The following is an 11,267-nucleotide window of genomic DNA, read 5'->3' as shown; positions in this document are numbered from 1 at the left end:
TTGCATCTGCGGTCCGAAGAGGATGAGAACCTCCGGGGGCAGAGGTTCGACTCGAGCGTAGCGAGAGAACGTTGCGTCAGCAACGGCCCGTAGGGCGAGCCACGAAGTGGCGAGTCATCCTCTATCACCGACCAAATTCGAAAGCCTGCTCAACGAGCAGGCTTTTTTGCATCTGCGGTCCGAAGAGGATGAGAACCTCCGGGGGCAGAGGTTCGACTCGATCGCAGCCCGGTAGCCCGGCTCAGCGCAGCGCAAGCCGGGGCGAAAACCCCGCCAGAGTCACAAAAATCGCATCTCCCCAGGTATCTCGCTAGCTGTTCGCTATTTTGTGACATCTTCCATTGCATTTTTTTATCGATGAACAGATCTTTTTTCGCGAAGCTTATGGCTAACTACAGCATTTTCCGCTGTGCGTTTTAACGTTCGCGCTATTAATCGCTCACATAATGGTCACACGGGAAGAAATTTTCACCATTTTTAAGAATTGTTTATCACCAGATGTTGCAAACTATTAAGGGCTTTATTCTGGTTTATTGCCGGTAGCATAAATTTCTCTGCTGAAAATAGCGCCATCAAGTTTTTTTAATCTTTGCCCACCGATTCTCACCCCTGACGCAAAACCCGGTTAGCTGTATTGACGTTTCTCCATTCTGTTGACAGATTGTACGGCATGAGGGGCATTTCATGGAGAATCCGTACTGCAACTCAGTCGTTTTAGCGAACGGAATCCCCATCTCTCTCAACGCCTTCGGGCACCACCGACCAGACCGGGTAAAAAATAAATAAAGGTCTGGCGGCTATATGCAAACAACATCACAGTTTTGGAGCAGAATAATGAGTATTTCCTTGAAAAAGTCAGGGATGCTGAAGCTTGGTCTGAGCCTGGTCGCCATGACCGTCGCCGCAAGCGTACAAGCTAAAACCCTGGTTTATTGTTCTGAAGGTTCGCCGGAAGGCTTTAACCCACAGCTATTCACCTCTGGTACCACCTATGACGCCAGCTCGGTGCCTATTTACAACCGCCTGGTTGAATTCAAAACCGGTACGACAGAAGTTATTCCTGGCCTGGCTGAGAAGTGGGATGTCAGCGAGGACGGTAAAACCTATACCTTCCACCTGCGTAAAGGCGTGAAGTGGCAGGATAATAAAGACTTTAAACCAACGCGCGAGCTGAATGCCGACGACGTGGTGTTCTCCTTCGACCGCCAGAAAAATGACAAAAACCCGTACCATAAAGTCTCAGGCGGCAGCTATGAGTACTTCGAAGGGATGGGCCTGCAGGACCTGATTAGCGAAGTGAAGAAAGTGGACGATAATACCGTCCAGTTCGTGCTGACTCGCCCGGAAGCGCCGTTCCTTGCTGATCTGGCGATGGACTTTGCTTCTATCCTGTCGAAAGAATACGCCGACAATATGCTGAAAGCCGGCACGCCGGAAAAAGTAGACCTTAACCCAATCGGTACCGGTCCATTCCAGCTGCTGCAGTACCAAAAAGACTCGCGCATTCTGTATAAAGCCTTCCCGGGCTACTGGGGCACCAAGCCGCAGATCGATCGCCTGGTCTTCTCCATCACTCCGGACGCTTCCGTACGCTACGCCAAGCTGCAGAAAAACGAATGCCAGGTGATGCCGTATCCGAACCCGGCTGACATCGCGCGCATGAAGGAAGATAAAAACATCAACCTGCTGGAACAGCCGGGTCTGAACGTGGGTTATCTCTCCTTCAACACCGAGAAAAAACCGCTGGATAACGTCAAAGTTCGCCAGGCGCTGACCTATGCGGTGAACAAAGAAGCGATCATCAAAGCCGTTTACCAGGGCGCAGGCCAGTCGGCGAAGAACCTGATCCCGCCGACCATGTGGGGCTATAACGATGACGTTAAAGACTATACCTACGATCCTGAGAAGGCGAAGCAACTGCTGAAAGAAGCAGGCATGGAAAAAGGCTTCACCATTGACCTGTGGGCAATGCCGGTACAGCGTCCGTATAACCCGAACGCGCGCCGTATGGCTGAAATGATCCAGGCCGACTGGGCGAAAGTCGGCGTACAGGCCAAGATCGTCACCTACGAGTGGGGCGAGTACCTGAAACGCGCGAAAGCGGGCGAGCATCAGACCGTGATGATGGGCTGGACCGGCGACAACGGGGATCCGGATAACTTCTTCGCGACCCTGTTCAGCTGCGCCGCGGCGAAAGACGGCTCTAACTACTCTCGCTGGTGCTATAAGCCGTTTGAAGACCTCATTCAACCGGCGCGCGCCACCGACGACCACAACAAGCGTATTGAACTGTACAAACAGGCTCAGGTAGTGATGCATGACCAGGCTCCGGCGCTGATCATCGCCCACTCCACCGTTTACGAGCCAGTGCGTAAAGAAGTCAAAGGCTATGTGGTTGATCCGCTTGGCAAACACCACTTCGATAACGTCTCTGTCGAATAATAAGCACGATGCCTGACCCCCTCTCCCCGCGCGGGAGAGGCGGGGGGCGTATTCCCGCTATTCGGGGAATACTTTTGTGAGCAATACAGACGCCTTGTCACCAGGCCTGGCGTCACTATAGAGAAACCGGGTTATGTTGCAGTTTATTCTCCGACGTTTGGGACTCGTCATCCCGACATTTATCGGTATTACCCTTCTCACCTTTGCTTTCGTTCATATGATCCCCGGCGATCCGGTGATGATTATGGCGGGCGAACGTGGTATTTCCCCCGAACGTCACGCGCAGCTGCTGGCCGAAATGGGCCTTGATAAGCCGCTGTGGCAGCAATATGCCCATTATATTTGGGGCGTACTGCACGGTGATTTAGGGATCTCGCTGAAAAGCCGAATTCCCGTGTGGCAAGAGTTTGTGCCTCGCTTCAAGGCCACCCTCGAACTGGGCGTCTGCGCGATGATTTTCGCCGTCGCCGTCGGTATTCCGGTGGGCGTGCTGGCTGCGGTAAAACGCGGCTCCATCTTTGACCACACTGCCGTGGGGCTGGCGCTGACCGGCTACTCGATGCCTATCTTCTGGTGGGGCATGATGCTGATTATGCTGGTTTCGGTGCAGCTGAATCTGACGCCGGTCTCCGGGCGTATCAGCGATACGGTATTCCTTGACGATACCCTGCCGCTGACCGGTTTTATGCTGATTGACACCGCCATCTGGGGCGAGCAGGGCGACTTTATTGATGCCTTAATGCATATGATCCTACCCGCCATCGTGCTGGGTACGATTCCGCTGGCGGTTATCGTGCGTATGACCCGCTCATCGATGCTGGAAGTGCTTGGCGAGGATTACATCCGTACCGCACGCGCTAAGGGGTTGACCCGCATGCGGGTGATTGTCATCCATGCGCTACGCAACGCGATGCTGCCGGTGGTGACGGTGATTGGTCTCCAGGTGGGCACGCTGCTGGCGGGCGCCATTCTGACCGAAACTATCTTTTCGTGGCCAGGTTTAGGCCGCTGGCTCATCGATGCGCTACAGCGCCGCGATTATCCCGTTGTGCAGGGCGGGGTTCTGCTGGTGGCGACGATGATTATTCTCGTCAACCTGCTGGTCGACCTGCTGTACGGCGTGGTGAACCCGCGTATCCGGCATAAGAAGTAAGGGGCCATCATGTCACAAATTACAGAAAATAAAGTTGTCGCCGCACCGGTGCCAATGACCCCGCTGCAGGAGTTCTGGCACTATTTCAAACGCAATAAGGGTGCCGTCGTCGGGTTGGTGTATGTGGCGGTGATGATTATCATCGCGGTATTCGCCAACTTTCTCGCCCCTTATAACCCGGCGGATCAGTTCCGTGATTCGCTGCTGGCGCCGCCGTTCTGGCAGGATGGCGGCAGCCTGGCGCATCTGCTTGGCACCGATGACGTGGGTCGCGATATTCTCTCACGCCTGATGTACGGCGCGCGCCTGTCGCTGCTGGTGGGCTGTCTGGTGGTGGTGCTGTCGCTGATCCTCGGCGTGGTGCTGGGGCTGGTTGCTGGCTATTTCGGCGGGGTGGTGGACTCCATCATCATGCGTGTGGTCGATATCATGCTGGCGCTGCCGAGCCTGCTGCTGGCGTTGGTGCTGGTGGCTATCTTCGGACCATCAATCGTCAATGCTTCGCTGGCGCTCACCTTCGTCGCCCTACCGCACTATGTGCGTCTGACGCGTGCGGCGGTGCTGGTGGAAGTGCACCGCGATTACGTTACCGCTTCACGCGTGGCGGGCGCCGGCGCAATGCGCCAGATGTTCGTTAATATTCTCCCTAACTGTCTTGCGCCGCTGATCGTTCAGGCGTCGCTGGGCTTTTCTAACGCCATTCTCGACATGGCAGCGCTGGGGTTCCTCGGCATGGGCGCGCAGCCGCCGACGCCTGAGTGGGGCACCATGCTCTCCGACGTGTTGCAGTTCGCGCAAAGCGCCTGGTGGGTGGTGACCTTCCCGGGTGTGGCGATCCTGCTGACGGTGCTGGCATTTAACCTGATGGGTGACGGTCTGCGTGACGCGCTCGATCCCAAACTGAAGCAGTAAGAGGTTCGAGATGGCGTTATTAAATGTAGATAAGTTATCGGTGCATTTCGGCGATGAGAATGCGCCGTTCCGTGCCGTAGACCGCATCAGCTATAGCGTGAAGCAGGGCGAAGTGGTCGGCATCGTGGGGGAATCGGGTTCCGGTAAGTCGGTGAGCTCGCTGGCGATTATGGGGCTGATTGATTACCCCGGCCGGGTGATGGCGGACAAACTGGAATTTAACGGCCGCGATTTGCAGCGTATTTCGGAAAAAGAGCGGCGCCAGCTGGTGGGGGCGGAAGTGGCGATGATCTTCCAGGATCCGATGACCAGCCTCAACCCGTGCTTTACCGTCGGCTACCAGATTATGGAAGCGATTAAGGTCCATCAGGGCGGCAATAAGCAAACCCGCCGCCAGCGGGCGATCGATCTGCTGAACCTGGTGGGTATTCCTGACCCGGCGTCGCGGCTGGACGTTTATCCGCACCAGCTTTCCGGTGGGATGAGCCAGCGCGTGATGATCGCGATGGCGATCGCCTGCCGGCCAAAGCTACTGATTGCCGATGAACCGACCACCGCGCTGGATGTGACCATCCAGGCGCAGATTATCGAACTGCTGCTGGAGTTGCAGCAGCAAGAGAATATGGCGTTGGTGCTGATTACCCACGATCTGGCGCTCGTAGCGGAAGCCGCGCATAAAATTATCGTCATGTACGCGGGTCAGGTGGTGGAGACCGGCGATGCGAAAGATATCTTCCGCGCGCCGCGTCATCCTTACACCCAGGCGCTGCTGCGCGCGCTGCCGGAGTTTGCCCAGGATAAAGCGCGTCTGGCGTCGTTACCGGGCGTGGTGCCGGGGAAATACGATCGTCCGAATGGTTGCCTGCTGAACCCGCGCTGCCCCTATGCAACGGATAAATGCCGGAGCGAAGAGCCCGCGCTCGCGGATCTCGACGGCGGCCGTCAGTCTAAATGCCACTACCCACTCGATGATGCCGGGAGGCCTGGATTATGAGTACGCAAAAGGTCGCCACGCAACAACCGCTGTTGCAGGCCATTGATCTGAAAAAACACTATCCGGTAAAGAAGGGGCTGTTTGCTCCGGAACGGCTGGTGAAAGCGCTGGACGGCGTCTCCTTTACTCTTGAGCGCGGTAAAACGCTGGCAGTGGTGGGGGAATCAGGCTGCGGCAAATCGACGCTGGGTCGTTTGTTGACGATGATTGAAATTCCGACCGGCGGTGAGCTGTATTATCAAGGGCAGGATCTGCTCAAGCACGACCCGCAGGCGCAAAAGCTGCGGCGGCAAAAAATCCAGATTGTATTCCAGAACCCGTATGGCTCGCTGAACCCACGTAAAAAAGTGGGGCAGATTCTGGAAGAGCCGCTGTTGATTAACAGCAGTCTGAGCAAAGAGCAGCGACGTGAAAAGGCGCTGGCGATGATGGCGAAGGTGGGCCTCAAAACGGAGCATTACGATCGCTACCCGCATATGTTCTCCGGCGGTCAGCGTCAGCGTATCGCCATTGCTCGCGGGCTGATGTTGGATCCGGACGTGGTGATTGCCGATGAGCCGGTTTCCGCGCTGGATGTTTCGGTACGCGCCCAGGTGCTGAACCTGATGATGGACCTGCAGCAGGATTTAGGTTTGTCCTACGTGTTTATCTCCCACGACTTATCGGTCGTCGAGCACATCGCTGATGAAGTTATGGTGATGTATCTTGGCCGCTGCGTGGAGAAGGGGACCAAAGACCAGATCTTTAATAACCCACGTCATCCGTATACCCAGGCGCTATTGTCGGCGACGCCGCGTCTGAATCCGGACGATCGTCGCGAGCGTATCAAGCTGACCGGCGAACTGCCGAGCCCGCTGAATCCGCCGCCGGGCTGCGCCTTCAATGCGCGCTGCCGCCGACGCTTTGGCCCATGCACCCAGCTTCAGCCGCAGCTTAAGGATTACGGCGGCCAACTGGTGGCCTGCTTTGCCGTTGATCAGGATGAGAATCCGGAGAAAGCGCGAGCGTGATGGTAGGCGGGTTGTCGCGTGATGAATTCTGCGGGGGAGGGCTGGAATGTGCCTCGCAGATTGCCGAAGGGCGTGGTGAAGGCGATGACACGGAGCAGTAGAATCGACGCCAAGCCGGGTTCGCCCGGTGAGGCGCAATGTTGCGGGGGCTTGAACCCCGGCGGCATAGATAAGTTGCTGGAAAGAGAAAACCCTCGCACGTTGCTGGTGTTAACCAGGCAACTGAACGAGGGCTATCACTAACTCCAAGCAAGTTAAAGATAGCCGCGAACGGTTGCCATTGCAATACAGGCGGCTCTATGACGCTCACACAGTTAGGTCTGATCTTATGGGACGATCTGGCGGCGCCGATAATCGCTGGCATTGTGGTCAGCATTATCGTCAGCTGGATGCATAACCAGAAGTGACGGACCGGCGGGCGTGAGTCTGCTGCGTTGGCAATTTGCGCCCGAACAGGCCGCAGGAATTCTCCTGCGGCCTTTTTCGTTTTGCCAGGCTGCACGAAGAATGTGGTTGGTTGCTGGAATGCGCCTCGCAGATTGCCGAAGGGCGTGGTGAAGGCGATGACACGGAGCAGTAGAATCGACGCCAAGCCGGGTTCGCCCGGTGAGGCGCAATGTTGCGGGGGCTTGAACCCCGGCGGCATAGATAAGTTGCTGGAAAGAGAAAACCCTCGCACGTTGCTGGTGTTAACCAGGCAACTGAACGAGGGCTATCATAACTCCAGACAAGTTAAAGATAGCCGCGAACGGTTGCCATTGCAATACAGGCGGCTCTATGACGCTCACACAGTTAGGTCTGATCTTATGGGACGATCTGGCGGCGCCGATAATCGCTGGCATCGTGGTCAGCATTATCGTCAGCTGGATGCATAACCAGAAGTGACGGACCGGCGGGCGTGAGTCTGCTGCGTTGGCAATTTGCGCCCGAACAGGCCGCAGGAATTCTCCTGCGGCCTTTTTCGTATTTACTGCGGATACGGTACCCAACTGCCGCCGTTGAGCTGCACGTAAGGTTTGCCTTGATACTGAATGACAATAGCGTTGGAGTTTTCCGATACCGCAGCGGTTTGCGGCAGGTTAGCGGTGTATTGCTGCCAGTTGACGTTATCCTCGGCAAACATCTTACCGTCCAGGGCGCGTACCACCAGTTCAGAAACTGCGAGGTAGCTGGAAGGCTGAGTGATTTCCACCGCGGCGCCCTGATGCGGCGCCTTCATGCCGAAGAATTTCACCGCCGCCGGCACGTTAGTGATCGACGGGCTTGGAATATCGCGCAGCCCGGAGACCTGCATTTTATCACCCTTCAGCGCGCCGCCGTGTTCTGGCACCACCACCACCATCACTTTACGCCCGGATTTTTCCAGCGCGGTGAAGAAGGCATCCAGCTCATCAAAGAATTTCTGCGCGCGGGCCTTATAGTCGGCCGTTTTGCTTTGGCCGGGATAATGGTTGCCATCGTGCAGCGGCAGCGTGTTGTAGAAGGTCGCGGTACGTGGCGTGTTGAGCTTTTCTGTGGTTTGTAGCCAGCGATCGAGCGTTGCCCGATCGTCATAAACCGGCGATCCGTCGAAGCCCTGGAGAATAACCGGTAAACCACTCTGATCCATTAATGGACTCTGCATACCGCCGAGCGAGCGAACCTCTTTGAGGAAGTCGCCGAATACGCCGTTATGTCCCAGCATCAGCTGTTGGGTAAAGCCGAGTTTGGCCAGATTTTCGAACAGATAGCACTCGTTGCCCGACGGCTGATACAGGTTGTTATGTGATAGCTGGCCGCAGCTGGCGCGCAGCAGGCGAACCGCTGCCGGGCCGCTGTAGGAGGTGGCGGAGTTGAAGTTTTTGAAGACGATATCGAAATGTTTCCACAGTGGATGGTCCATCAACCCGGCAGCCTCAATGTCTGACCATGACAGGGAACAGATATTGATTACCAGCAGATCGAACGGCTGCGCATCACCAGGAAGCTGATCCGGGAACGGTGTTTTTCTTTTCTGTTCAGAAGCATAGAAAGTTTTCAGCCAGTTGCTAAGGTTAGCCGAGGTGGGCGGTTCGGTCTGCGGCGGGATATCGCCGCTGGCGTCAGCGCTGGCGGATGCCGCGGCTGTTGTCGTTCCACCAGTCGTTGCCGCGGGCGTGGCCGCAGCGGTGGTCGGCTGGCCGGCGGGCCACAGAGTAAAGGAGGGCAGCAGCGGGCTGATAACCAGCCAGACCATGATCGCCGAAACAAATACGGTAACGCGCAGCCACTGGCTAATGAATAGCCACAGCACCAGCAGTACAAAGAAGGCGCCGACCATATTCCAGTTAATAAAGCGGGTGATCAGGTCCCAAATGTAATCGGCGCTGAAACCGGCGATTTGCGAGCCCTGGCTCATAATGCTTTCCGGACCGGGTAACCAGGTATCATGCCAGAACAGGGCAAAGCCGAGCGGAATCGCTATCCAGTGGCGTATCCGGTGCAGTTTTTCGCTGGGGATCGGCACCAGCAGAAAGGCGAGGAACACCAGGTTAAGCATTGGATGGAAGTTCAGGTATCCCGCCCACAGCAGGGCAAACTTCACGAGAAAATAGAAGTTCCAGCCAGACAGGCCGCGCCAGTACTGCCATAGCGGAAGCGGCGTAGCGGTAGTTTTTGTTTTGGTCATTTTTTCAGTTTGCCCTGCCTGGTCGCGTTATCCCGGCGCAGCACGCCGGCCGGTTTCACGTAACGGGGTTTAAAGAACATCAAACGTAAAGTCGTGCGAATACGGCGCTGATAATGGCGCGTTAGATACCCCAGCGGAAAAAACAGCAGGGCGCACAGTACAATCAGCTGAATGATATCGGCGATAGACATCATGACCGCGGTTCTCCGTCGGTGGAGAGGCGCCAGGGTTCCGGGATTCGCCGCCACTGGCGACCATCGTGCTTAACGTTAAGGGCTTCGTTTTTGCCCACCGTAATTGGCAGCGGCGTGTTCCAGTTGTCCGGGGAGAGGCCCCGCATCAACAGTATTTCCGCAGAAATTTGCTTGTCTTCGAACCAAATCATACGGTTAGAGAAAATGTCTCCAGTCGGTAATGGGAAGATATGGTTTAACGCCGTGTCCAGATCGTTTACCCGGCAAAACGATAAAAACAGCACTAATCGATTATTACCGATCGTCACGATATCGCCCATGCGGTTGGGTTTACACAGGGTTAACGCCTGTTCGACACGTAGTCCCGGCGCGGGGCGCAGCGCCACCATCACCCCTTTACTATCCGGCGGCAGCAGCGTGTTGCCCATGATATTGCTGACCGCTTCGCAGAAGGCGTCCCACTTTTGATAGCCGCGAAGTTTAAGCGGCCGGCTCCAGGTTAGCAGCGTGTTGAAGTCTTCCGGAACGTGGCGAGTAAACTTCTGTTTTTGCACGCTTTCAATCAGCGTCAGGCAGCGTGAAAGCCCGGCGCTGCAGGGGATCACCATGTTGGCGCCGCTGCTTAGCAGCAAGCGTTCATCGGTGGCGCGCAGGCTTGGCGTTTGTTCGCGTACCACGATTTTTAAGGCGCTGCCGCGCTGGCGGCGCAGGATATGGATATAGCGGCCGAGCTGCTCTATTTGTTCGTTCTGGGTGATGGAAAATAGCAGGGTGGCCGCTTGCGCGGTACGACCGGCTTCAAAGACCGCATCGTTGGTTTCGAACAGCGTCCAATACTCGGAAAGCGCAGGCGCCCCTTCCAGCACGCGCAAATTACTGAGGACGATTTTTTCGTCGCTGCGTGGCTGTACCACAGCTTCTTCGTTCTGCGCCAGCCGCCAACCCTCATCATCGTGTAAAATAACCAGTTGCTGCTGTGCGCTAATACCTTTCTCGCTTCCCCACCACGCGATATCAAATAGATGGCTGTCGCCCTGATAACGAATGCTTGCCAGCCCGGAAAGGGCGCGGTACTGGCGTAATAATGGAGAAAGTTGTTTATCGGTATCGTTAGCCGAATTAAGTACCATAAGAGAGCAGTTATGGTATTTGGTCCATCGATTAGATTTTTCTACCCAATGGAGTAATTCATCTATTTTTATATTTTGCCAGGAATTTTCTGTACATAGCAGAATAAATAAATAGTTGCCAGGTTCCATAGAACAAAGTATATCGCGGTGCAGCTCCTGCAGGCCTTCCGGGCGATCGGGCATAGTGAATAATGCGATTTTGTTGGGACCGCGATCTTTTTTTAATGATATGACTTCATTAGGTTTTTTACCCATCACTATGGCCGCGACCTTGCTGTCCTGCGCCTGGCTTTCCAGCGTTTGATTCAGCAGGCTGACGGCGTCGGCATAGCGGTCGACATTAAGCCACCATACCCCGCCAACGGGCATATGGCATACTTCGTCCCATAACGATGAAATACCCAACGTATATACAATATCCACGATGTCCCTCGCGCGCCCTATTTACAATGATTAGTTTACTAGCGAAAGCGTGAGAGTAAACCTAACATTGAAATTAAAGGACATCAGTTTTAGCATGTACACGTAATTTTAGGGATGAGCGGTTTACACTTCCTGGTTTTATAATGTGTTTTTCGAATGGACAGAGAAATGCCGGAAAAAGACCCTGCGGTACCTGGCGATGCGACGCTGGGATATACCTTCCAAAATGATTTCCTGGCATTAAGCCGGGCATTTTCCCTGCCGGATATTGATTACCACGACATTTCCCGACGCGAACAGCTCGCTGCGGCGTTGCAACGCTGGCCGCTGTTGGCCGAATTAGCTGAGAAAAAGTAAGGAAG

General features: G+C 55.3%; 11 protein-coding genes and 1 other RNA gene. 9 read left to right on the top strand and 3 right to left on the bottom strand.

Features of this window, described 5'->3' with window-relative positions; all coding sequences use genetic code 11:
- Position 1: 1 nt before the first annotated feature.
- From ABLV17_RS19730 to ABLV17_RS19695, 8 genes are all read left to right on the top strand, one after another.
- A non-coding RNA gene (locus ABLV17_RS19730) (RtT sRNA) lies at positions 2–134 on the top strand.
- A gap of 700 nt (positions 135–834) precedes the next feature.
- The gene (gene dppA / locus ABLV17_RS19725; protein ID WP_015369230.1) at positions 835–2,442 is read left to right on the top strand and encodes a dipeptide ABC transporter periplasmic-binding protein DppA; all 1,608 of its coding nucleotides are present in this window, start codon (positions 835–837) and stop codon (positions 2,440–2,442) included.
- A 133-nt stretch (positions 2,443–2,575) separates the two neighbouring features.
- A complete protein-coding gene (gene dppB / locus ABLV17_RS19720) occupies positions 2,576–3,595 on the top strand; it encodes a dipeptide ABC transporter permease DppB (RefSeq protein WP_002921786.1) in 1,020 nt (339 codons plus the stop codon).
- 9 nt (positions 3,596–3,604) lie between these two features.
- Positions 3,605–4,507 carry a dipeptide ABC transporter permease DppC gene (dppC, locus tag ABLV17_RS19715; protein WP_020077721.1) on the top strand — a complete coding sequence of 301 codons (903 nt, stop codon included), beginning with the start codon at positions 3,605–3,607 and terminating at the stop codon, positions 4,505–4,507.
- Positions 4,508–4,517: 10 nt separating this feature from the next.
- Positions 4,518–5,501 (top strand): dipeptide ABC transporter ATP-binding protein, encoded by a 984-nt coding sequence (gene dppD, locus ABLV17_RS19710; RefSeq protein WP_015703765.1) that lies wholly within the window; start codon positions 4,518–4,520, stop codon positions 5,499–5,501.
- Entirely contained in the window at positions 5,498–6,511 is a 1,014-nt protein-coding gene (gene dppF, locus ABLV17_RS19705) for a dipeptide ABC transporter ATP-binding subunit DppF (RefSeq protein ID WP_045386512.1), read from the top strand. The genes dppD and dppF overlap by 4 nt, the downstream gene beginning before the upstream one ends.
- Before the next feature lie 299 nt (positions 6,512–6,810).
- A complete protein-coding gene (locus ABLV17_RS19700; RefSeq protein WP_015703763.1) occupies positions 6,811–6,918 on the top strand; it encodes a type I toxin-antitoxin system toxin Ldr family protein in 108 nt (35 codons plus the stop codon).
- Positions 6,919–7,288: 370 nt separating this feature from the next.
- Positions 7,289–7,396: a type I toxin-antitoxin system toxin Ldr family protein gene (locus tag ABLV17_RS19695; protein WP_015703763.1), complete on the top strand. Its 108-nt coding sequence runs from the start codon at positions 7,289–7,291 to the stop codon at positions 7,394–7,396.
- An 82-nt stretch (positions 7,397–7,478) separates the two neighbouring features.
- Here ABLV17_RS19695 and bcsG read toward each other — a convergent pair whose 3' ends face one another.
- From bcsG to bcsE, 3 genes are read right to left on the bottom strand one after another with little or no spacing between them, the layout of a single operon-like run.
- Complete coding sequence (gene bcsG, locus ABLV17_RS19690; RefSeq protein ID WP_308957666.1) at positions 7,479–9,158, bottom strand: cellulose biosynthesis protein BcsG; 1,680 nt, start codon at positions 9,156–9,158, stop codon at positions 7,479–7,481.
- Complete coding sequence (gene bcsF, locus ABLV17_RS19685; protein ID WP_015369235.1) at positions 9,155–9,352, bottom strand: cellulose biosynthesis protein BcsF; 198 nt, start codon at positions 9,350–9,352, stop codon at positions 9,155–9,157. The genes bcsG and bcsF overlap by 4 nt, the downstream gene beginning before the upstream one ends.
- On the bottom strand, positions 9,349–10,905 hold the full coding sequence (gene bcsE / locus ABLV17_RS19680; protein ID WP_113374007.1) for a cellulose biosynthesis protein BcsE: 1,557 nt from the start codon (positions 10,903–10,905) through the stop codon (positions 9,349–9,351). The genes bcsF and bcsE overlap by 4 nt, the downstream gene beginning before the upstream one ends.
- A 168-nt stretch (positions 10,906–11,073) precedes the next feature.
- On the opposite strand from bcsE, the gene bcsR reads away from it, so the two are divergent.
- Positions 11,074–11,262, top strand: a complete 189-nt coding sequence (gene bcsR / locus ABLV17_RS19675) for a cellulose biosynthesis protein BcsR (protein ID WP_015369237.1) — start codon at positions 11,074–11,076, stop codon at positions 11,260–11,262.
- The last annotated feature ends 5 nt before the right edge of the window (positions 11,263–11,267 follow it).

This window comes from Klebsiella sp. CN_Kp091 (genome assembly GCF_040065095.1).
Taxonomy (GTDB): domain Bacteria; phylum Pseudomonadota; class Gammaproteobacteria; order Enterobacterales; family Enterobacteriaceae; genus Klebsiella; species Klebsiella aerogenes.
Note: the sequence above shows the minus strand (reverse complement) of the source record. Positions and strands in the feature narration are given on the sequence as shown.

Excerpts from the sequence above, each read along its gene's own strand:
- dppA (WP_015369230.1), top strand. The coding sequence starts at position 835 with ATGAGTATTTCCTTGAAAAAGTCAGGGATGCTGAAGCTTGGTCTGAGC.
- dppB (WP_002921786.1), top strand. The coding sequence starts at position 2,576 with ATGTTGCAGTTTATTCTCCGACGTTTGGGACTCGTCATCCCGACATTT.
- dppC (WP_020077721.1), top strand. The coding sequence starts at position 3,605 with ATGTCACAAATTACAGAAAATAAAGTTGTCGCCGCACCGGTGCCAATG.
- dppD (WP_015703765.1), top strand. The coding sequence starts at position 4,518 with ATGGCGTTATTAAATGTAGATAAGTTATCGGTGCATTTCGGCGATGAG.
- dppF (WP_045386512.1), top strand. The coding sequence starts at position 5,498 with ATGAGTACGCAAAAGGTCGCCACGCAACAACCGCTGTTGCAGGCCATT.
- ABLV17_RS19700 (WP_015703763.1), top strand. The coding sequence starts at position 6,811 with ATGACGCTCACACAGTTAGGTCTGATCTTATGGGACGATCTGGCGGCG.
- ABLV17_RS19695 (WP_015703763.1), top strand. The coding sequence starts at position 7,289 with ATGACGCTCACACAGTTAGGTCTGATCTTATGGGACGATCTGGCGGCG.
- bcsG (WP_308957666.1), bottom strand. The coding sequence starts at position 9,158 with ATGACCAAAACAAAAACTACCGCTACGCCGCTTCCGCTATGGCAGTAC.
- bcsF (WP_015369235.1), bottom strand. The coding sequence starts at position 9,352 with ATGATGTCTATCGCCGATATCATTCAGCTGATTGTACTGTGCGCCCTG.
- bcsR (WP_015369237.1), top strand. The coding sequence starts at position 11,074 with ATGCCGGAAAAAGACCCTGCGGTACCTGGCGATGCGACGCTGGGATAT.